Source organism: Pseudomonas sp. FW305-E2 (genome assembly GCF_058782925.1).
The window spans coordinates 18,243-40,316 of record NZ_JBYSYE010000033.1; the positions used below are offsets into that span (position 1 = coordinate 18,243).

The following is a 22,074-nucleotide window of genomic DNA, read 5'->3' on the forward strand; positions in this document are numbered from 1 at the left end:
CATATTGCTGCTGGCAAGCCGCGACACCTGGCAGTGCGGCGGCCTGCCGGGAAGTCAGCTATAGACGCGGCCAAGCACCTGGCGATGGCTCTCGAACTGATCGAGCACATCACGCACGATCTGGTCTGGGGCAAAGCCCATCAGGTCGTACTCCTGACTGCCGTCATGCAGGTAGACCTCGGCGCGGTAGAAGCGCTGGCGCAGTTCAGGCTCACCCTCGACCGGCGCCTCGCTCGACGCGGCCATATAGCCGTCAAGGCTCACTTCGTAGACGAAAGGGTTGCCTTCTTCCATCATCACCCGCAAGCCCATCAGGTTGCGCGACTGGCCAACGCGGGTTTCCACCTCGAAGCCCTGCGTCTGCAGCTGTGCAGCGGCTTCTTTCAACGCCGGGCTGACCTGCTTGTCCATGAAACGCTGCACCACGGCCTGGGTCGGCTGCAGTTCCAGCTGGGTCAGGCGCTCGCTAAAGCCGCGACGGCCACGGGCGGCCAGTTCGGCGCGCTCCTGCTCGATCACCACGTCCTGCTTCATGGCCTTGTACAGGCCGAACATGAACAGCACCAGCACCACCGAGAATGGCAGGCCCGCCAGCACGACCATGGTCTGCATGGCTTCGAAGTTACCGGCAAACAGCAGGCCGATCGTGACCAGGGTGATCACCACGGACCAGAACACCACCATCCAGTGCGGGGCATCCTCGTCGACCTTGCCGCCTGTGCACGACAGGTTGGCCATCATCACCGCGCCGGAGTCGGCCGGTGTGAGGAACAGCACGAAACCGACGAACACTGCCACACCAATGACGATCTTGGCTGCCGGGAAGTATTCCAGCAGCTGGTAGATCGACATCGATGGCTGTTCCAGCGCAGTCTTGCCCAGCTCCACGGCGCCCTGGTTGATCACCAGGTCCAGTGCGGTGTTGCCGAAGATCGACAGCCAGGCCAGGGTGAAGCCCAGCGGGATCAGCAGCACACCCATCACCAGTTGGCGCACGGTGCGGCCCTTGGAAATACGCGCAATGAACATGCCGACGAATGGGCCCCAGGAGATCCACCAGGCCCAGTAGAACACGGTCCACAGGCCCAGCCAGCGCTCCGACTTGCCGGCTTCGCCTTCATACACATAGAGGTCGAAGGTTTTCAGCACGATGCCGTTCAGGTAGTCGCCGACGTTCTGCACGAAGCCGTTGAGTAGGTGCAGGGTTTCGCCGCCCAGCAGCACGAAGATCAACAGGCCGCTGAACAGCATGATGTTCAGGTTGGACAGGCGGCGAATGCCGTTTTCCACACCCGATACCGCTGCCACGGTAGCCACGCCAGCCATGACCAGGATCACCACCAGCAGGTTGGTCTTGCTGTGGTCCATGCCGAACAGGTATTCCAGCCCGGACGACACCTGCATCGCGCCGATGCCCAGGTTGGTCACCAGGCCCAGCAGGGTGACGAACATGCCGAAGATGTCGACAGCGTTGCCGGCAGCGCCCTTGACCCAACGCTCGCCCACCAGCGGGTACAGCGCCGAGCGCAGTGCCAGCGGCTGGTTGTGGCGGTAGGCAAAGTAACCCACCGCCAGGCCCACCAGGGCATAGATCGCCCAGCCGTGCAGGCCCCAGTGCAGGAAGGTCAGCTGCAGACCCTGGCGCGCGGCCTCGAGGCTGGCCGGGGTGCCCTCCGGTGGGTTGAAGTAGTGGTCCAGGGGCTCGGAGGCGCCGAAGTACAGCAGCGAAATACCGATACCGGACGAGAACAGCATGCCGGCCCAGGCGCCGTAGCTGAAGTCAGGCTGGTCGTCCTTGCCACCCAGCTTGAGGCTGCCGTAGTCGGAGAAAGCCAGGTAGACGACGAACAGCAGGTATCCGCAGATGACCAGCATGTAGTACCAGCCAAAGGTGCGCGTCAGCCACTTCTGGGCCACGCCCAGCACCTGGCCGGCGGTTTCGGGTACAGCGATCAGCAAGGCAGTCAGAACAAGGATCATCAGCGCGGAGGTGAAGAACACCACGCGGTTGACCCGTACCCTCTCGGCGGGGGGCTTGGTAAGTGAGGCAGAACTCATTGCACGAATGCTCCGGGCAGTGCGGCTGTGGAGGCTAATCAGTCTTTCCCGAGCAATTGGTGGAATATCCCCACTGCATCAGGTGTTATAAAAGAACCCTGGAAACCGTGATCCCGAATCGATACGTTGCCAAAAACAGACAGGTGGCCTGCTGAAAATGCCACGCCTCAACGGAGGTGCGCGCATTCGTCACAGATCACCCCGCCCGCTCCAAGGGCCTGTCGCAGGGCCAATGGCCGTACGGCAGAATCTGCATTTCGCATCGCTCATGCCCGTCAACACCTTGTATTCCGGGGGTTACGCGATTTCCTGGGGTGTCAATCCGTGCCGTCTCGACCGCCTGAAAAACTGTCAATGGCACAAATTGTCGCAGAGCTTATTCTTTATTGATTGAACGTTCAATCAAAACAAAATAGACTGGCCTTCGCCGAGTCAGCCGCCTGTCGTCTGCTCGCAGGCCTGAGGAGATAGCAAGATGCCCAAGGTCGGTATGCAACCCATCCGGCGCCAGCAGTTGATCGAAGCCACATTGCAGGCGGTCGATCAGGTCGGACTGGGGGACGCCAGCATTGCGCTGATTGCCCGTTTGGCCGGTGTGTCGAACGGCATCATCAGTCACTACTTTCGGGACAAGAACGGCCTGATCGCAGCGACGATGGGTTACATCATGAGCATGCTCAACGAAGGCGTCAGAGCACGTCGCCAGGCCCTGAAAGACGACAGCCCGCGCGCCCACCTGAAAGTGATCATCGAGGGCAACTTCGATGCCAGCCAGGTAAACGGCCCGGCAATGAAAACCTGGTTGGCCTTCTGGGCTTCCAGCATGCACCAGCCCGATTTGCACAGGTTGCAGCGGATCAACGACCACCGCTTGTATTCCAACCTGTGCTGCCAGTTCCGCCGCGCCCTGCCGCTCTACCATGCGCGCAAGGCAGCCCGCGGCCTGGCAGCCCTGATCGACGGTCTGTGGCTGCGTGGCGCCCTGTCGGGTGATGCATTCGACACCGATCAGGCAATACGGATTGCTTACGAATACATGGATCTACAACTGGCTAAGCAGCACACCCTGGGCACCAACGACCAGGCCGCTGAACAAGCGCGCACGGCACTTGCCAACCCGGCAGGAGCGTGACGCGCAAGCCAAACCACACACTGCACTTGCGAGGACACTATGGCCCGTTTCGGAACGCAAAAACTCTACATTGATGGCGCTTACGTCGACGCTGGCAGCGATGCCACGTTCGAAGCCATCAACCCGGCTACCGGCGAAGTCCTCGCCCACGTGCAACGTGCTACCGAGGCTGACGTCGAGAAAGCCGTCGAAAGCGCCGAGCGTGGCCAGAAAGTCTGGGCTGCGATGACTGCCATGCAGCGTTCGCGCATCCTGCGCCGCGCCGTCGACATCCTGCGCGAGCGCAACGACGAACTGGCCATGCTGGAAACCCTGGACACCGGCAAGTCGTACTCCGAAACCCGCTACGTCGACATCGTCACCGGTGCCGACGTGCTGGAGTACTACGCAGGCCTGGTACCGGCCATCGAAGGCGAGCAGATCCCGCTGCGCGAATCGTCCTTCGTTTACACCCGCCGCGAGCCGCTGGGCGTAACCGTGGGTATCGGTGCCTGGAACTACCCGATCCAGATCGCCCTGTGGAAATCTGCCCCGGCCCTGGCCGCTGGCAACGCGATGATCTTCAAACCGTCGGAAGTCACCTCGTTGACCACCCTGAAACTGGCCGAGATCTACACCGAAGCCGGCCTGCCAAACGGCGTGTTCAACGTTCTGACCGGCAGCGGCCGCGAAGTCGGCACCTGGCTGACCGAGCACCCGCGCATCGAAAAAGTGTCTTTCACCGGCGGTACCACCACCGGCAAGAAAGTCATGGCCAGCGCCTCCAGCTCTTCGCTGAAGGAAGTGACCATGGAACTGGGCGGCAAGTCGCCATTGATCATCTGCGCCGACGCCGACCTGGACAAGGCCGCTGATATCGCCATGATGGCCAACTTCTACAGCTCGGGCCAGGTGTGCACCAACGGCACCCGCGTGTTCATCCCGGCTGAAATGAAGGCGGCCTTCGAAGCCAAGATCGCCGAGCGCGTTGCCCGCATCCGCGTTGGCAACCCGGAAGACGAAAACACCAACTTCGGCCCGCTGGTCAGCTTCCAGCACATGGAAAGCGTGCTGGGCTACATCGCCAAGGGCAAGGAAGAAGGTGCCCGCGTGCTGTGCGGTGGCGAGCGCCTGACTGCCGGTGACTTCGCCAAAGGTGCCTTCGTTGCGCCGACCGTGTTCACCGACTGCACCGACGACATGACCATCGTCAAGGAAGAGATCTTCGGCCCGGTGATGAGCATCCTCACCTACGAAACCGAAGAAGAAGTGATCCGCCGTGCCAACGACACCGACTACGGCCTGGCCGCCGGCGTCTGCACCAACGACATCACCCGCGCCCACCGCATCATCCACAAGCTCGAAGCCGGTATCTGCTGGATCAACGCCTGGGGTGAATCGCCGGCCGAAATGCCGGTAGGTGGCTACAAGCAGTCGGGCGTCGGCCGTGAAAACGGCGTCAGCTCGCTGGCTCAATACACTCGCATCAAGTCGGTCCAGGTCGAGCTGGGCGGCTACAACTCGGTTTTCTGAACCCTGTCTAGCCTCGCCCGTGCCACCGCGCACGGGCGTACCCGCTCCCCGATCACCGCCAACACGAGGGCACTTTCATGTCCCAAGAATTCGATTACATCATCGTCGGTGCCGGCTCGGCCGGTAACACCCTGGCGACCCGCCTGACCGAAGACGCCGGCGTCACCGTATTGCTGCTGGAAGCCGGTGGCCCCGACTACCGCTTCGACTTCCGCACCCAGATGCCAGCCGCCCTGGCCTTCCCGCTGCAAGGCCGCCGCTACAACTGGGCCTACGAGACCGACCCGGAACCTTACATGGACGGCCGCCGTATGGAATGTGGCCGTGGCAAGGGCCTGGGTGGCTCGTCGCTGATCAACGGCATGTGCTACATCCGCGGCAACGCCATGGACTTCGACGGCTGGGCAGAACTGCCAGGCCTGGAAGACTGGACCTACCTCGACTGCCTGCCGTACTTCCGCAAAGCCGAAACCCGTGATATCGGCCCTAACGACTACCACGGTGGTGACGGCCCGGTCAGTGTCGCCACGCCAAAGGCTGGCAACAACCCGCTGTTCCACGCCATGGTTGAAGCGGGTGTGCAAGCCGGTTACCCGCGTACCGAAGACCTCAACGGCTACCAACAGGAAGGCTTCGGCCCGATGGACCGTTCGGTGACCAAGAACGGCCGCCGCTCCAGCACCGCCCGTGGCTACCTGGACCAGGCCAAGAAACGCCCGAACCTGACCATCGTCACCCACGCCCTGACCGACCGCGTGCTGTTCGACGGCAAGCGCGCCGTAGGCGTAACCTACCTGGTCGGCGACAGCGAAGAACGCGTGGAAGCCCGCGCCCGCAAGGAAGTGATCGTCAGCTCTGGCGCCATCGCTTCGCCGCAGCTGCTGCAGCGCTCCGGCGTCGGCCCGCGCGCCCTGCTGGAAAGCCTCGACATCCCGGTTGTGCACGACCTTCCGGGCGTTGGTGAAAACCTTCAGGACCACCTGGAACTGTACCTGCAGTACGCCTGCACCCAGCCGGTATCGCTGTACCCATCGCTGCTGTGGTGGAACCAGCCGGCCATCGGTGCCGAGTGGTTGTTCAATGGCACCGGCATCGGCGCCAGCAACCAGTTCGAGGCCGGTGGTTTCATTCGTACCCGCCCTGAGTTCAAGTGGCCGAACATCCAGTACCACTTCCTGCCGGTTGCGATTAACTACAACGGCTCCAATGGCGTGAAGGAACATGGCTTCCAGGCGCACATGGGCTCCATGCGCTCGCCTGCCCGTGGCCGCATCCAGGCCAAGTCGAAAGACCCGCGCCAGCACCCGAGCATTCTGTTCAACTACATGTCCACCGAGCAGGACTGGCAGGAATTCCGTGACGGCATTCGCCTGACCCGTGAAATCATGGCCCAGCCGGCGCTGGACCCGTACCGTGGCCGCGAAATCAGCCCGGGCGCCCACGTGCAAACCGACGAAGAACTGGACAAGTTCATCCGCGAGCACGCCGAAACTGCCTTCCACCCGTCCTGCTCGTGCAAGATGGGCACCGACGACATGGCGGTGGTCGACGGCGAAGGCCGTGTGCACGGCATGAAGGGCCTGCGCGTGGTCGATGCCTCGATCATGCCGCTGATCATCACCGGCAACCTCAACGCCACCACGATCATGATCGCCGAGAAGATTTCGGACAAGATCCGTGGCCGCAAGCCACTGCCGCGCAGCACCGCCAAGTACTACGTGGCGGGCGATGCGCCAGTGAAAGGCAAGCCGATGCGTGAAGTGAAGCAGGGCTGAGGCCTTGATCAGGGGCCGCTCAGCGGCCCCTTTCACGTGCGCTCAGGAGGGCAGCGCAAAGAATGTGCGCATCAACGAATCATCCTCCGTGCCCAGCCGCATCGCCAGTGCCTGGCGATCGAACAGCGTGCCTGTGCGCATATCACGCACTGCCTTCCCGCTTGGCGCCTGCGCCAGTGCCTTCAGGCACACCTCGGTAAAGCGATAATTGTGCCCTTGAACGGCCGTCACCTTTTCCACTTGCAGGTAGCGCCCGGGCATCATCAAAGACTCCGCCTCATCCGGTCGCCTTGAAAAGGGCCCGATAGGCGTCGCCTGCATATCCTCGCCCGGCTCCAACACATAAACCAACGCGTTTTCATCAAAAACATCCCTGCCACTGATTTGAGCCTGCGGGTCGTTGAAAACCTCCCAGAGGGCATAGGGGTTTTCAGTGAATGACGTGAAGTCGGTGGTCACCAGCACGTCACCCACTTCAATGGCGCCCTCACCAACTGCCTGAAAACCCGTGCCCCGCAGGCTGGAGGCAGCCCGATACAGCCTCACTTGATTAGTCACGCCGATTTGCCCAAGTGCGTGAGCAAGCGCATGGCTGCGCTGGATATGCGCGGCGCGCGTGCCCTCTAGCGGCATACCCCGCCACAGGTTGTTGTAGCGCTCCGGCGAGCTGGTGTACTCGGCAATGGCGGGCGAGCCAAAGCCGTGCTCATCGCGAAAGACGGGGTAGGGTTCACTGAAGGCATCCAGATACTCGCCATTGGGGCCCAAGGCATCGAGATCAGCCCACGGTACCGCGCCCAACAGAGCTTGCTGGCGGGCCAGCGCCTGATCCGACACCGCCAGCAATTCATCCGCCGCCGGGGCCATGTAAAGCCCCCAGTCGACCTTGGCGGCAGAGGCTTGCGCCTGGCCAGCCACCCGCGGGGGGACGTGGCCATCGGTAAACAGCTCGCTGGCTCGCAGCATGGCTATATCAAGCAGGATGAACAGGATATCCGTCAGTACTGACCACCATGCCGCCGTGCGCCAGGCCTGCTTGCCATTGATTGCCCTGTCCAGATGCAGCGCCAGGCTGGCGGTGCCCAGACCGAGCGATGCCAATATCACTGGCCAGCCAAACGGCGCCATCGGTGCTAGCACGAAGCTCGCCGCTTGCACGCCCGCCAGCCACTCCGCCTTTCGCAGCTGGGCATTGGTGGTGAGCCGTTCGTGAGCGTCGCGGGTCAGATCATCCATCACCGCATCACGTAGACGAACGAACAGGTCCCCTTCAATGGACTGCCCCAAGATGGCGGTGTCACCTCGCGACTGTGCGAGCAACTTGAAGTAATTGCGTAGTCGCGGGCGTAGCGACTGCGCCAGTACCCCGTCCCCGACGAACAGCCTGACCAGCCGCTCTCGCCCCACCGTCGTGGCGGCCTGGTCAGCCATCCACTCCTGAAACGCATGACGATCGTCGAACACCTGCACCACAGCCTGAACATCGGCAAGGTAGAGGCACAACCTGCCAGTCTTCAGCTTGCGCAAGAACATCAGCTTGGCGCTGATACCGCCGATGACAAGCGCGTTCCACCCAGATTGAGCACTCCCTTCCCGGGCCAGTCGCAAGGCTTTTACGGTAGTCGGCAGTGCGGGTGCAGCGAGCGTCACCCCCATTAGTTCCTGGCGCTCAGGTTCGCTCAACCCAGATTGGCCCACAGCAGCAATGAAGCGGGCGCGGGCCAGGACACAATAGTCTTCGCCATGCCGTGACCGAAACGTGCTCAGCGCCTCGGTGTAGCGCCCTGCAAAGTCCAACCGCCAGAACGCCGTCAGTACTTGCTGAGGGTCGAGCCGCACTTCGTTGCGTTCGTCGTAAACTGCGTGGCTGGCATCCACCCTGTAGAAGCCACCATAAATACTCAACTCGTCAGCACTGGCCTGCTGCTGCGGGCTGAATCGCTGGATGACCAGTTCGGTAAAGCTCAAAGAGCGTCGTGGCGGCCCACTGTGGCGCCAGCCGGTGAAGCTCAACGCACTGCTGGCCGCCGACTGGAACTCGTGCCAATAAAGGCCGTCCGGATCCAGCCAGTACCCCAGTTGGCGGCGAAGCACATGGCCCGCCGCCTGGCGCGCCAAACTGTGCAAATCAGGAAATTGCCCGAGCAGGCGCTGGGCCACCTGGGCGAGAGAAATGGTTTCTTTGACATTCATGTCACTTGGCTGCCTGACAGTGGGCAAACCATTACAGCCGCAAGCCGCAGCGACGATGCGGTATCGCTTTACAGCCTGCGTCGGCCTCAGGTTAGAATCGATTGGCACGCGACCTGCTAGCTTTTGCTGGAAAATGCGCTACCACGTCCCTTCCCCGCTGTCTCGGAGTACCTGCCTTTGGATGCAAGCACCATCAACAGCCTGTTCCTGATCGGCGCATTGCTGGTGGGTGCAAGTATCCTGGTCAGCTCGCTATCGTCGCGCCTGGGCATCCCTATTCTGGTCATCATCCTCGCCGTCGGCATGCTCGCCGGTGTCGATGGTGGCGGCATCATCTTCAACAATTACCCAACCGCCTACCTGGTGGGCAACCTGGCACTGGCCGTCATCCTGCTTGACGGTGGCCTGCGTACGCGGGTGGCAAGCTTCCGCGTGGCGCTGTGGCCGGCGCTGTCGCTGGCCACGGTCGGGGTGATGATCACCACCGCCCTCACCGGCCTGATCGCCGCCTGGCTGTTCAACCTGAGCCTGATTCAGGGCTTGCTGATCGGTGCTATTGTCGGCTCCACCGACGCCGCTGCAGTGTTCTCGCTGCTCGGCGGCAAAGGCCTGAACGAGCGGGTTTCCGCTACCCTCGAGATCGAGTCGGGCAGCAACGACCCGATGGCGGTGTTCCTCACTGTCACCTTGATCGACATGATCGCCAGCGGCGAGACCGGCCTGCACTGGAGCCTGCTGGGCCACTTGCTGCGTGAGTTCGGTATCGGCACGCTGCTGGGCCTGGGCGGCGGCTGGCTGATGTTGCAACTGGTAAACCGTATCAATCTGGCCGGCGGCCTGTACCCCATTCTGGTAGTGGCCGGCGGCCTGGTAATGTTCTCGCTGACCAACGCCCTGCATGGTAGCGGCTTTCTCGCTGTTTACCTGTGCGGCCTGGTGCTGGGCAACAAGCCTATCCGCAGCCGCCACGGCATCCTGCACATGCTCGACGGCATGGCCTGGCTGGCGCAGATCGGCATGTTCCTGGTGCTGGGGTTGCTGGTCACGCCGCACGACCTGCTGCCTATCGCCCTGCCGGCACTGGGCCTGGCGCTGTGGATGATCCTGGTGGCGCGGCCACTGTCGGTGGTCGCGGCCCTGCTGCCGTTCAAGGCTTTTCACGGCCGCGAAAAGGGCTTCATTTCGTGGGTCGGCCTGCGCGGCGCGGTACCGATCATTCTGGCGGTGTTCCCGCTGATGGCGGGCCTGCCAGACGCCCAGCTGTTCTTCAACCTGGCGTTCTTCATCGTGCTGGTGTCACTGCTGGTGCAGGGCACCAGCCTGCCGTGGATGGCCAAACTGCTGAAAGTGACCGTACCGCCAGACCCGGCGCCGATTTCCCGCTCCGCCCTTGAGGTGCACATCACCAGCGAGTGGGAGATGTTCGTCTACCGCCTGGGCGCCGAAAAGTGGTGCATTGGTGCCGCCCTGCGCGAGCTGAAAATGCCCGAAGGCACACGGATTGCCGCGCTGTTCCGTGGCGAGCAACTGCTGCACCCGTCGGGCAGCACCGTGCTGGAAGTGGGCGACATGCTCTGCGTGATCGGCCACGAGCACAACCTGCCGGCCCTCGGCAAATTGTTCAGCCAGGCGCCACAGCGTGGCCTGGACCTGCGTTTCTTCGGCGACTTCGTGCTCGAAGGCGATGCCGAACTGGGGGCGGTGGCAGCGTTGTATGGCCTGAAGCTCGATGGCCTCGACGCAAAAATGCCGTTGGCGCAGTTCATCCGACAGAAGGTCGGAGGCGCTCCAGTAGTAGGGGACCAGGTCGAATGGCATGGCACGATCTGGACCGTGGCAACCATGGACGGGAACAAGATCCAGAAAGTAGGCGTCAGATTCCCCGAAGGAACGCGACCCGGACCAGGATTGTTCCTCTAAACTTCGTTTCAGCCGGATCCACAAGTAGTCTGCCTATGTCCCTGCGCGTGTACCTTCGCACAGCCCTGCTCGGGTTGTGCCTGTCCCTTTCTTTTGCGGCTAGCGCGGCAGAAGCCCCGACCACCGCCAGTGTCCAGAACAGCCTCGACAAGATCGCCGAGCGCAAGCTGCCCGAGGCAGACCAGAAGGCGCTGCAGCAGGTGCTTGAACAAACGTTGAGCCTGCTTGCTGCCAAGGAAGACAACGAAAAGAAACTGGCTGCACTCAAGCAGCAGCTGAGCAGCGCCCCCAAGGAGACCAGCGACAGCCAGAAGGAGTTGGCCAGGCTCAAGGAAACCAAGGCACAACCGGTGGCACAGCGCTACGCCAACCTCACCGTGCCACAGCTTGAACAGATGCTCAGCGAACGCAACACGCTGCAGGGCGAGCTGCAAAAGGCGTTGTCTGAAGCCAACAGCCTGATCATCAACTCGCAAACCCGCCCCGAGCGCGCCCAGGCCGAGATCAGCAGCAGCCAGACCCGCACCCAGCAGATCAACAACATCCTCAAAACCGGCAAGGACGGTGGCAAAGCCATCAATGCCGACCAGCGCAACCAGCTCAACGCCGAGTTGGCCTCGCTCAACGCGCTGACCCTGCTGCGCCGCCAGGAACTGGCCGGCAACAGCCTGCTGCAAGACCTCGGCAATGCGCGTCACGACCTGCTGGTCGAGCGCGCTGCGCGCCTGGAGCAGGAAATCCAGGACCTGCAGACGCTGATCAACGCCAAACGCCTGGCCCAGTCCCAGGAAGCCGTCACCCAGCAGTCGATTGAGGCTCAGAAGGCCGGCGGCAGCAGCCTGCTGGCCACTGAAAGCGCGATCAACCTCAAGCTTTCCGACTACCTGCTCAAGAGCACCGACCGCCTTAACGAACTGACCCAGCAGAACCTGCGCACCAAACAGCAACTCGACAGCCTGACCCAGGCCGACCAGGCGCTTGACGAGCAGATCAACGTGCTCAAGGGAAGCCTGCTGCTGTCGAAGATTCTCTACAAGCAGAAACAGACCCTGCCGCACCTGAAGGTCGACCGCGACCTGGCCGACCAGATCGCCGACACCCGCCTGTACCAGTTCGAAGTCAACCAGCAGCGCGAGCAGATGAGCAGCCCGGTCACCTACGTCGACAAGCTGCTGGCGGCGCAACCGCAGGAAGATGTGACCCCGCAGCTGCGCAAGGCCCTGTTGGAAGTGGCCATCACCCGCAGCGACCTGTTGGAGCGGCTGAACCGCGAGCTGTCGGCGCTGCTCAACGAATCGATCACCCTGCAGCTCAACCAGAAGCAGCTGCTGGGCACCGCGCAGAGCCTGCGCACCACCCTCGACGAGCAAATGTTCTGGATCCCCAGCAACAAGCCGCTGGATTGGGACTGGCTGCAATACGTGCCGGAGCGCCTGGCCGACCAGGTCGCCAACCTGCCGTGGGGCTCCAGCCTGAAAGAGCTGGCCGATGGCCTGAGCCAGCGCCCGTTGCTGTTCCTGCCGCTGCTGTTGGTGATCGGCGCGCTGTTGTGGCGGCGCAAATACCTTTACCAACGATTAGGCAAAGTGCACCAGGATATCGGCCACTTCCGCCGTGACAGCCAATGGCACACGCCCCAGGCAATCCTAATCAACATTCTGCTGGCGATGCCGGTCAGCCTTGGTCTGGCGCTGTGCAGCTACGCCCTGCAGATCGACGCCCGCGGGCAGAATGCCAACCTGGGCGCCGCACTCTGGCAGCTGGCCCAGGCCTGGCTGGTGTTCTATACCGCCTACCGTATCCTCGCACCCGGTGGCGTGGCGGAAGTCCACTTCCGCTGGCACAAACCGCAGGTCGAGTTCCTGCGCGGCTGGGTTCGCCGCCTGGGCACCGTGGTGCTGGCACTGGTCGGCGTGGTGGCGGTGGCCGAGCACCAGCCTTCGGCATTGGCAGACGACGTGTTGGGCATCGGCGTGGTGCTGACCTGCTATGCGCTGATGGCCTGGCTGCTCAGCCGCCTGCTGCTCAGCAGCCCGGCACACCGTGACACCTCGCTGTTCCGCAGGGCGGTGGGGGTAGCGTTCACCGCCCTGCCCATCGCCCTGTTCGTCGCCGTGTGCTTCGGCTACTACTACACGGCACTGAAGCTTACCGACCGACTCATCTACACCCTGTACCTGCTGCTGTTCTGGCTGGTGATCGAGGCTGCCTTCGTGCGCGGCCTGTCGGTGGCTGCACGACGCCTGGCCTACCAGCGTGCGTTGACCAAACGTGCGGCAGCCAAGGAAGGGCTGGATGGCGAAGTCATCACCGAAGAGCCAACGCTGGATATCGAACAGGTCAACCAGCAGTCGCTGCGCCTGATCCGCCTGGCCCTGCTCGGCGGCTTCATCGCCGGCCTGTATTGGGTATGGGCCGACCTGATCTCGGTGTTCGCCTACCTCAACAATTTCGTCCTCTACGAATACACCAGCGGCACCGGCGCCGCCGCCAGCATGGTACCGATCAGCCTCGGCGACCTGCTCGGCGCGCTGGTGATCGTCGGCATCACCTTCGCCCTGGCCGGCAACTTGCCAGGCTTGCTGGAAGTACTGGTGCTGTCTCGCCTGAACCTGGCCCAGGGCAGTGCCTACGCCACCACCACGCTGTTGTCGTACACCATCGTCGGCATCGGCATCGTCAGCACCCTGTCGACCCTGGGGGTGAGCTGGGACAAGCTGCAATGGCTGGTGGCTGCGCTGTCAGTAGGGCTGGGCTTCGGCATGCAGGAAATCTTCGCCAACTTCATCTCCGGCATCATGATCCTGTTCGAGCGCCCGGTACGGATTGGCGACACCATCACCATCGGCAACCTGTCGGGCACGGTAAGCAAGATCCGCATCCGTGCCACCACCATCACCGACTTCGACCGCAAGGACATCATCGTCCCCAACAAGACCTTCATCACTGGCCAACTGATCAACTGGTCGCTGACCGATACGGTCACCCGGGTGACGCTGAAGCTGGGCATCGACTATGGCTCAGACCTCGACCTGGTGCGCGACCTGCTGCTCAAGGGCGCGCATGAGAACCCACGTGTGCTCAAGGATCCGGAACCGATCGTGTACTTCCTCAACTTCGGCGAGAGCTCGCTGGACCACGAACTGCGCATGCACGTGCGCGACCTGGGCGACCGCAACCCGACGCTGGACGAGATCAACCGCTACATCAACCGCGAGTTCAAGGCCCACAACATCAAGATCTCGGTACGCCAGGTAGAGGTATTCCTGATGGACGCCAAGGGCAGCAAACAGCAATTGATTCCGATGGAACAGCCGAAATTGGATGGCACTGCTTCGGCCTGAATGGGCTCGAATGCTTTATTCTGTGCAAGATGGCTGCGAGGGCTTTGCCCTCGTTCGCGGGTAAACCCGCTCCTACATCGGGCGCTGGCCGCTGTGGGGGCGGGTTCACCCGCGAGGGGCCGCCAAGCGGCCCCATTGGCACCGATTCCAAGGAGCAGTCCCGTGAAAGCCCTCGACCAACTCACCTTCGACAACCGCTTCGCCCGCCTGGGCGATGCGTTCTCCACCCAGGTGCTGCCCGAGCCCATTGCAGACCCGCGCCTGGTGGTAGCGAGCGAGTCGGCCATGGCCTTGCTCGACCTCGACCCCGCCCAGGCCGAGCTGCCGGTGTTCGCCGAACTGTTCAGCGGCCACAAACTGTGGGAAGAGGCCGACCCTCGGGCGATGGTTTATTCCGGCCACCAGTTCGGCTCGTACAACCCACGTCTGGGCGACGGCCGTGGCTTGCTACTGGCCGAAGTGCTCAACGACGTAGGCGAACACTGGGACCTGCACCTCAAGGGCGCCGGCCAGACACCCTACTCCCGCATGGGTGACGGCCGCGCCGTGCTGCGCTCGTCGATTCGCGAGTTCCTCGCCTCCGAAGCCCTGCACGCTCTGGGCATCGCTACCAGCCGGGCACTGTGCGTGATCGGTTCCAGCACCCCGGTGTGGCGCGAAACCCGTGAAAGCGCGGCCATGCTGACGCGCCTGGCGCAGAGCCATGTGCGTTTCGGTCATTTCGAGTACTTCTACTACACCAAGCAACCCGAGCAGCAGCGCGTGTTGATCGACCACGTGCTGGAACAGCACTATCCCGAATGCCGTGACGCCGAGCAGCCTTACCTGGCCATGTTCCGCACCATCGTCGAGCGCAATGCCGAACTGATCGCCCGCTGGCAGGCGTATGGCTTCTGCCACGGCGTGATGAACACCGACAACATGTCGATCCTCGGCATCACCTTCGATTTTGGCCCCTACGCGTTCCTGGATGACTTCGACGCCAACTTCATCTGCAACCACTCCGACGATCGAGGCCGCTACAGCTACGCCAACCAAGTGCCCATCGCCCACTGGAACCTCAGCGCGCTGGCCCAGGCACTGACCACCGTGATCGAAGTTGAGCCACTGAAGGAAGCGTTGGGCCTGTTCCTGCCGCTGTACCAGGCCCATTACCTGGACCTGATGCGCCGGCGCCTGGGGCTGACCACTGCCGAAGATGATGACATGGCGCTGGTCGAGCGCCTGCTGCAGTGCATGCAACGCGGTGGCGTGGATTACAGCCTGTTCTTCCGCAAACTGGGTGAGCAGCCGGTGGCTGAGGCGCTGAAGGTGGCGCGCGATGACTTTATCGACCTGGCCGGTTTCGATGCCTGGGGCGCAGACTACCTGGCCCGCTGTAGGCGTGAACCCGGCAATGCCGAAGGCCGCCGTGAGCGGATGCATGCGGTGAACCCGCTGTACGTGCTGCGCAACTACCTGGCGCAGAAAGCCATCGAAGCGGCCGAGGCGGGTGATTACAGTGAAGTTCGACGGCTGCACCAAGTCCTGACCAGGCCGTTCGAGGAACAGCCCGGGATGCAGGCCTACGCCGAGCGACCGCCGGAGTGGGGCAAGCACCTGGAAATCAGCTGCTCTTCCTGATTAGCGCCGAATCCTGTGGGAGCGGGCTTGCCCGCGAAGCAGGCAACGTGATGGATTGCACCGGCTTCGCCGGTGTTCGCGGGCACGCCCGCTCCCACAAGGAAACCGTGAACCCAACACCGGAGATGAAATGACCGACCCACTGGTAATCCCCTGCCCCCACTGCAACGGCCTCAACCGCCTGCCCGCCGAGCGCCTGGGCGATGCGCCGAAATGCGGTCGCTGCAAACAGGACGTGCTGTTGAGCACCCCTTTCGAGCTCACCGAAGCCAGCTATGCCAGCCAGATCAAAGGCGACCTGCCGCTGCTGGTCGACATCTGGGCCGACTGGTGCGGCCCGTGCAAGTCATTCGCCCCCACCTTCGAAGAGGCCTCCCGCAAGCTTGCTGGCCGCTGCCGCCTGGCCAAGCTCGACAGCGAAGCCAACCGTAACCTCGCAGGGCAACTGGGCATACGCTCGATCCCCAGCCTGCTGCTGTTCAAGAACGGCCGCGAAATCAGCCGCCAGGCCGGGGCGTTTCCACTCCAGTCCCTGCTGGAGTGGCTGCGTAACCACGGGGTTTAAGCATTCTCCTCAAGCAGCGAATGCAACTCGACAAACTGCAGAGTCAGCTTGTGCCGCGGCTCCAGGTGAATCAGCGGCAGGCTGGCGTGGTGCGATTCGCGCATTTTCACCGAACTGCCCAAGTACACCGGCAGCACCGGTAACCCTTCGGCCAGCAGCTCGTCGAGCATCTGCTGCGGCAGGCTGGCACGTGACTGGAACTGGTTGACCACAATGCCTTCGACCACCAGGTCTTCGTTGTGGTCTTCCTTGAGGTCTTCGATCTCGGCCAGCAGGCCATACAGGGCCTGGCGCGAAAAGCTGTCGCAGTCGAAGGGGATCAGCACGCGATCGGCAGCGATCAGCGCAGAAACCGCATAGAAATTAAGCGCCGGCGGGGTATCGATGTAGATACGCTCGTAATCCTGGTCCAGCTCGTCGAGCAACTTGCGCAGCTTGTTGATCTTGTGTTTTGCCTCCAGCTTTGGCTGCAGGTCGGCCAGCTCGGCAGTGGCGGTGACCACATGCAGGTTGTCGAATGGGGTTTCGTAGATATCGACCTTGTTCTTCTTACTGAACGGCCCGCTGGAAAGGCTTTGCTTGAAGAAGTCGGCGATGCCCATGGGGATGTCCTCGCCGGTCAGGCCGGTGAGGTATTGGGTCGAGTTCGCCTGGGCATCCAGGTCGATCAACAAGGTCCGGTAGCCTTCATTGGCACTGACCGCCGCCAGGTTGCAGGCAATGCTCGACTTGCCCACGCCACCTTTCTGATTGAACACCACGCGCCGCATGATTGACCTCCGTGTATCAACGAATGCCCGAGTATGTGGCGGCAGTGGGGCAATGACCAGTGCCATTTGACCGGCATCACGCCTGACCGACCACCTGCCCTGTCAACAACTCGGCAAATGCCTTGGCCATGACCGAATGGCCGCGCTCACGCTGCACCAGCCACACCGCCGACATCGCCTCTTCATCGAGCAAGGTGCGGTACACCACACCTTCTATACGCATGCGCTGGAACGACGCCGGCAGCACCGACACCCCCAGCCCCGCCGAGACCAGGCCGATGATGGTCATCGCTTCCCCTGCCTCTTGCGCAAAATGGGGGCTGAAACCCGCATGCCGTGCCAGGCTCAGCAATTGTGCATGCAAGCCGCTGCCATAACTGCGCGGGAAGAACACGAAGGGCTCAGGGGCCAACGCCGCCATGTAGACGCCTTGCTCAGTGCCCTCAGCCAGCGGATGCGAAGCATTGATCACCGCCACCAACGGTTCTCGGAACAACTCGGTGGCCACCAACCCCTCCGGCAGCGGCATCGGCCGCATCAACCCCACCTCGATGGTCTCGTCGAATACCCCTTCGGCAACATCACGGCTGCTCATTTCCTTGAGGTTCAGGTGCACCGCCGGAAAGCGCTGACGGAAGGCATGAATGGCCTTGGGGATTTTCGAGGTGAATGGGGCCGAGGAGGTGAAACCGATTTTCATCTCGCCCAGCTCGCCCAACTGCGCACGCCGGGCTACATCCGCGGCCTTCTCCACCTGCGCCAATACCTGGCGCGCTTCCTCGAGGAACAATCGCCCGGCCTCGCTCAGTTCGACACGACGATTGGTACGGTCGAACAACCGGGCCCCCAACTCCTGCTCCAGAGCCTGGATCTGCTGACTCAAGGGCGGCTGGGAAATACCCAGCTGCTGAGCGGCGCGGCCAAAGTGCAGCTCTTCGGCCACAGCAATGAAGTAACGCAGATGACGCAATTCCATGATCTGCTCCAAACAAGTCGCCAAACATCTCAAATAGGTCGAACAATATATTGGATCTAATCGTTAGCCAGCTATATGCTTTTTTCATTGCGCCAGAGGTACCCGCCCGTGAAAACTGCAGTAGCCCCCCTCCTCCTTGAGCCACAACCTGCCATCCTGACCGAAATGTGGATCGAAAAAGGCACACCCGCTTTCATGAAAACCGTGCTGGCCTTGTTCAGCGGCGGTTTCGCCACCTTCGCCTTGCTGTACTGCGTACAGCCAATGATGCCTCTGCTATCCAACGAGTTTTCCATCAACGCGGCGCAGAGCAGCCTGGTACTGTCGGTGTCCACCGCCATGCTGGCGTTCGGCCTGCTGATCACCGGCCCCATTTCTGACCGCATCGGGCGCAAACCCGTGATGGTGTTCGCGCTGGTCTGCGCCGCCCTGTCCACCTTGGCCAGCGCAGTGATGCCCAGCTGGGAGCTGGTACTGGCCACCCGCGCCTTGGTCGGCCTGTCGCTGAGCGGCTTGGCGGCAGTGGCGATGACCTACCTGAGCGAAGAGATTCACCCGCAACACATTGGCCTGGCCATGGGCCTGTACATCGGCGGCAACGCGATTGGCGGCATGAGCGGGCGGCTCATCACGGGCGTACTGATCGACTTCGTCAGCTGGCACACGGCGATGCTGACCATTGGCGGCCTGGCCCTGATGGCCGCGCTGGTGTTCTGGAAGGTGCTGCCGGAATCACGCAATTTCCGCGCACAGACGATGAACCCACGCAGCCTGCTGGACGGTTTTGTCATGCACTTCAAGGATGCAGGCCTGCCCTGGCTGTTCCTTGAAGCCTTCCTGCTGATGGGCGCCTTCGTCACATTGTTCAACTACATCGGCTACCGCCTGCTGGCCGAGCCCTACCACATGAACCAGGCGCTGGTCGGCTTGCTGTCGGTGGTTTACCTGTCGGGAATCTACAGTTCGGCACAGGTCGGCGCCCTGGCGGACAAACTGGGCCGGCGCAAGGTGTTCTGGGCCAGTATCGTGGTAATGGCGGGTGGCTTGCTGATGACATTGGCCAGTCCGCTGGTGATGGTGATCGTGGGCATGCTGGTGTTCACCTTCGGCTTCTTTGGTGCGCACTCGGTGGCCAGCAGCTGGATCGGCCGCCGGGCGCTGAAGGCCAAGGGGCAGGCGTCGTCGCTGTACCTGTTCTGCTACTACGCTGGCTCCAGCGTGGCCGGTACGGCGGGCGGGGTGTTCTGGCACCAGTGGGGCTGGAACGGGATTGGGCTGTTCATTGGCAGCTTGCTGGCGGTGGCATTGCTGGTGGCATTGCACCTGAGCAAGTTACCACCCAAATCGGTGTGAGGCATTCGCGGGCATGCCCGCGAACAAGCCCTTGGATTAGTTGATGATCTCAACCATATCCACATCAACCTCGCGGCTCATCAGGTGTTTCTCCACCTCACCGGTCAGCTTGACCTTGGTCTTTTCGTTGAACGGCGTCGGCGGCAAGTCTTCATCATCAATTTCTACGCTGATGGTGCCGGTGTTGTCCTTGAATTCGTACTTGTCGTCGTTGTTGATCTTCTTGGTCACGAAGCCCTGCAGCACCACCGGGGTGTCATCGGCGGCATCGTTGGCCGTGGCAACGGTGGTAACCGGCTGGGCACCGGGGCCGGTATAGCCCGCAGCCAAGGCGGCAGTGCTGAACAGCGGGGCAAGGATCAGGGCGAGGTAGCGAGCTTTCATGGTGGCAGGTCCTGTTTCGTTTTCGATGGGAACAGCCTACCCAAGCTGGCTGAAGCGAATCTTAATCGGCTCAGGCTCCATCCAGCTCCAGTGCCAGCTGCGCTTGCAACTGTTCGCCGATCACCTGCAACTGCAAACTGCGGAACTGCACGCCATCACGTTCCAGCGCGTGCAGCCAAACCAGCAGTTTCGCAGGCTCGCCCTCCAGGCTGACGTCCACCTGAGCGGCATGCGTCTGCAGACCGGTGATTCGCAGCCCAGCAGCCAGCGCTCGCTCGTTCAGCCCTGCGGGCGTCAGTGCCTGCACAGCGTCCAGGGCCATGGCCGGGCCTGCCGAAACCCTCTGCAGGTGCCCGGCCAGTTCCAGGGCTCGCGCATGATCAAGCTCGGCCTGCTGCAAGCGCTGCTTGCCGGGGTTCCAGGCAACTTGCCAGAGAACGACCAAGGTTAGGCTCCAGAGAGTGGCCACAATCACTCCCCGCCGGGCGCCGGGTATCGATTGCCATTGGCGTAGCCAGGCCTGCCCAAACCACCGCATCATCGAGCCCCCAGCCAAGTCAGGGTCGCCCGCACGCCTTGCCCGGCCTGGCGCGCCTGGTCCATCAGCACCGCAGGCGCCTGTTGACGCAAGCGCTCAAGGTCAGCGAACCCTTGCGCTACCACTTCCATGCGCCACCCTTCGGTGGGGCTGAACACAGCCCGTTCAACGGTGATGTTCCCGGCTTCAACCAACCGCTCGCTGAAGACTGCCAGTTCGTCGACAGTGGTCACTGCCTGGGGACGGAACTCCAGCGCCCTGACCTGCGCAACCAGGTTGCCAGTGACAGGCTGCCCAGGCGCCCAGCGCTGAAATACCTGAACGTTCTCGGCATCCAGCTGTGCCGTGCGTTGCATCAACCACGCGATGCGCAGATGATCCGCCAGGCACACCATTGCCAATGCCAGCAGCACCCCGCCCGCCAAGGCGGGCCAAGGCAAGGCCGATCCGCGTCTCCGGAATGCCCCCTGGCGCAGGTCCAGGGCCGTGGCTCGCCCTTGCACCAGGGTGTGGACGGCGCTATCGACAGTTTGGTTGCAGAGCGCCTCCCCTGCATGAGCAAGCTCAGCCTGCCATGCCATCGGCGGCAACTGCTGCGCCAGGACCTCGGCGGCCTGCGGACTGGCGACCAGACATAGGCCATTCGGGCCGCCCAGCAGCCAGCGGCCCTCGAACCACAATGCGCAGGGCTGCCCGGCCCCCAACAAGTCGGCATCGGCGTAAATGCCAAGCGGGTCGATACCCTGGGCTTGCAGCAGCGCCACCAGGTTGGCCATGACCTGAAGCTCTATCACCAACGCGCGGCGATGCCCTTGTGTACAGGGCGGACCAAACACCAAGTGCAACGTTTCCAGCGGCGCTGCCAACTGATCCTCGGCGGCGTACGCCAGTGTTTCCGGTTTCGGCCGTTTACCCGGTACCGGGCCGATCTCACAGCTGCCCAGCATTTCCATGGGCACCACCACGATCACTGGGCCGAACAGGGTCGAGGCCAGCTCACCCAGGCGCGCCTTGCTCAGGGTGCCGTCCCCCGAACGCAACCACACCGGCCACTGCGCATCAGCTGCCGCAATGCCTTCGGGCAACAGGTACAACCAGCTCTCACTCATCTGCACTTCGCTCCCGCCTTGCCGAAAACACACGCCGCACCACACGAACCTGGTGCGTGTTCAAATCGATCTCCAGATCGCTGTACAAGTACATGCGCCGACCTGCCAGCTCCGCCTGGACCTCCAGGCGAAACCAGCGGCTGCTCACTGCCAGCCCACGCCTGTCCAGGCCCTGGCCCTCCAGCTGGGGCTGGGCAAGAAAGCGCTCCACGGTGGGGTATCCCGCCTCGGGGCGCGCCCTTGCGAGCTCCGCGGCTACCGTCGGTGACAGCTCGGCGAACGCCGCCAGCAAGCGCGCCGGGGCCGTATTGATGTTGAGCCGCGCCTCCTTGGGCAATACCACCACCCACGGCTGCAACCGCGTCATCACCTCGGCGGTTACCCCCGGCAATGCGCGCAACTGCGTTGGGTCGAGCATCGGCTGGCCAACGAGCCCGTCCAATGCCGGTGGCTCCAGCTGCAATGAATGGCACAGGCGTTCCCAGCGCTCGAGCAGCAACGGGTCGGGGGCCTTTCCGGCCATCAGGGCTCCCAGGTTCAGCCGACCCGAAAGGTCTTCCAACTGCAGGCTTACCCGCCCTTGCTCGAGGTTCAACGCCCGGGGCTGGGCCCAGGCTTGCCGATCATGGGTGACCTGCAAGACCTCGCCCAGCTCGCGGCGCAGGCTCACCAGACCCTGCTGCTCGCCTGCCTGGGCCAGGCGCATTAAACGCGTACCCTCGATCTGCCGGGTAACCCCGCCAACCAACAGTTGATGGCTGTGCAACATGCCGGCTACCAGCATCGTGAGCAGCGCCATGACCAGCAGCACGGTAACCAATG

At 62.6% G+C, this 22,074-nt stretch carries 16 protein-coding genes and 1 pseudogene; 8 read left to right on the top strand and 9 right to left on the bottom strand.

The window, feature by feature from the left end; translation table 11 throughout:
- Positions 1-54 precede the first annotated feature (54 nt).
- Both AC3WLP_RS20600 and AC3WLP_RS20605 read right to left on the bottom strand, forming a co-directional pair.
- Positions 55-519: a hypothetical protein gene (locus AC3WLP_RS20600; protein WP_173881252.1), complete on the bottom strand. Its 465-nt coding sequence runs from the start codon at positions 517-519 to the stop codon at positions 55-57.
- Positions 467-2,001 (bottom strand): annotated as a pseudogene (locus AC3WLP_RS20605) (BCCT family transporter). The gene AC3WLP_RS20600 and the pseudogene AC3WLP_RS20605 overlap by 53 nt, the downstream one beginning before the upstream one ends.
- 532 nt (positions 2,002-2,533) lie before the next feature.
- Between AC3WLP_RS20605 and betI the strand changes: the two are divergent.
- From betI to betA, 3 genes are all read left to right on the top strand, one after another.
- The gene (gene betI, locus AC3WLP_RS20610; RefSeq protein ID WP_003249185.1) at positions 2,534-3,190 is read left to right on the top strand and encodes a transcriptional regulator BetI; all 657 of its coding nucleotides are present in this window, start codon (positions 2,534-2,536) and stop codon (positions 3,188-3,190) included.
- Between the two features lie 39 nt (positions 3,191-3,229).
- A complete protein-coding gene (gene betB, locus AC3WLP_RS20615; RefSeq protein ID WP_003249182.1) occupies positions 3,230-4,702 on the top strand; it encodes a betaine-aldehyde dehydrogenase in 1,473 nt (490 codons plus the stop codon).
- Between the two features lie 77 nt (positions 4,703-4,779).
- Positions 4,780-6,477 (top strand): choline dehydrogenase, encoded by a 1,698-nt coding sequence (betA, locus tag AC3WLP_RS20620; RefSeq protein ID WP_012053940.1) that lies wholly within the window; start codon positions 4,780-4,782, stop codon positions 6,475-6,477.
- 42 nt (positions 6,478-6,519) lie between these two features.
- Here betA and AC3WLP_RS20625 read toward each other — a convergent pair whose 3' ends face one another.
- Positions 6,520-8,670, bottom strand: coding sequence for a dermonecrotic toxin domain-containing protein (locus AC3WLP_RS20625; RefSeq protein ID WP_088512567.1), 2,151 nt, complete (start codon positions 8,668-8,670; stop codon positions 6,520-6,522).
- Positions 8,671-8,847: 177 nt separating this feature from the next.
- Here AC3WLP_RS20625 and AC3WLP_RS20630 point away from each other — a divergent pair, with 177 nt between their 5' ends.
- The 4 genes from AC3WLP_RS20630 to trxC all read left to right on the top strand — a co-directional run bounded on the left by AC3WLP_RS20630 (position 8,848) and on the right by trxC (position 16,122).
- The gene (locus tag AC3WLP_RS20630) at positions 8,848-10,590 is read left to right on the top strand and encodes a potassium/proton antiporter (RefSeq protein ID WP_088512568.1); all 1,743 of its coding nucleotides are present in this window, start codon (positions 8,848-8,850) and stop codon (positions 10,588-10,590) included.
- 35 nt (positions 10,591-10,625) lie between these two features.
- Entirely contained in the window at positions 10,626-13,934 is a 3,309-nt protein-coding gene (gene mscK, locus AC3WLP_RS20635; RefSeq protein ID WP_012053942.1) for a mechanosensitive channel MscK, read from the top strand.
- A gap of 162 nt (positions 13,935-14,096) precedes the next feature.
- Positions 14,097-15,557, top strand: coding sequence for a protein adenylyltransferase SelO (selO, locus tag AC3WLP_RS20640; RefSeq protein ID WP_012053943.1), 1,461 nt, complete (start codon positions 14,097-14,099; stop codon positions 15,555-15,557).
- Positions 15,558-15,687: 130 nt separating this feature from the next.
- Positions 15,688-16,122 (top strand): thioredoxin TrxC, encoded by a 435-nt coding sequence (gene trxC / locus AC3WLP_RS20645; RefSeq protein ID WP_012053944.1) that lies wholly within the window; start codon positions 15,688-15,690, stop codon positions 16,120-16,122.
- On the opposite strand, the gene AC3WLP_RS20650 is transcribed toward trxC, so the two are convergent.
- Positions 16,119-16,892 (bottom strand): ParA family protein, encoded by a 774-nt coding sequence (locus AC3WLP_RS20650; RefSeq protein WP_012053945.1) that lies wholly within the window; start codon positions 16,890-16,892, stop codon positions 16,119-16,121. The two genes, trxC and AC3WLP_RS20650, sit on opposite strands and share 4 nt — an antisense overlap.
- A 76-nt stretch (positions 16,893-16,968) precedes the next feature.
- Positions 16,969-17,868 carry a LysR family transcriptional regulator gene (locus AC3WLP_RS20655; protein ID WP_012053946.1) on the bottom strand — a complete coding sequence of 300 codons (900 nt, stop codon included), beginning with the start codon at positions 17,866-17,868 and terminating at the stop codon, positions 16,969-16,971.
- 165 nt (positions 17,869-18,033) lie between these two features.
- Here AC3WLP_RS20655 and AC3WLP_RS20660 point away from each other — a divergent pair, with 165 nt between their 5' ends.
- Positions 18,034-19,221, top strand: a complete 1,188-nt coding sequence (locus tag AC3WLP_RS20660) for an MFS transporter (RefSeq protein ID WP_231138402.1) — start codon at positions 18,034-18,036, stop codon at positions 19,219-19,221.
- A 36-nt stretch (positions 19,222-19,257) separates the two neighbouring features.
- Here the strand turns inward: AC3WLP_RS20660 and AC3WLP_RS20665 are convergent, their stop codons facing one another.
- From AC3WLP_RS20665 to AC3WLP_RS20680, 4 genes are all read right to left on the bottom strand, one after another.
- Positions 19,258-19,605 carry a NirD/YgiW/YdeI family stress tolerance protein gene (locus tag AC3WLP_RS20665; protein WP_014754709.1) on the bottom strand — a complete coding sequence of 116 codons (348 nt, stop codon included), beginning with the start codon at positions 19,603-19,605 and terminating at the stop codon, positions 19,258-19,260.
- A 70-nt stretch (positions 19,606-19,675) separates the two neighbouring features.
- A complete protein-coding gene (locus AC3WLP_RS20670; RefSeq protein ID WP_041167261.1) occupies positions 19,676-20,050 on the bottom strand; it encodes a type II secretion system protein M in 375 nt (124 codons plus the stop codon).
- A gap of 92 nt (positions 20,051-20,142) precedes the next feature.
- A complete protein-coding gene (gene gspL / locus AC3WLP_RS20675; RefSeq protein ID WP_088512570.1) occupies positions 20,143-21,252 on the bottom strand; it encodes a type II secretion system protein GspL in 1,110 nt (369 codons plus the stop codon).
- Entirely contained in the window at positions 21,245-22,063 is an 819-nt protein-coding gene (locus AC3WLP_RS20680; protein ID WP_231138401.1) for a type II secretion system minor pseudopilin, read from the bottom strand. The genes gspL and AC3WLP_RS20680 overlap by 8 nt, the downstream gene beginning before the upstream one ends.
- Positions 22,064-22,074: the final 11 nt, after the last annotated feature.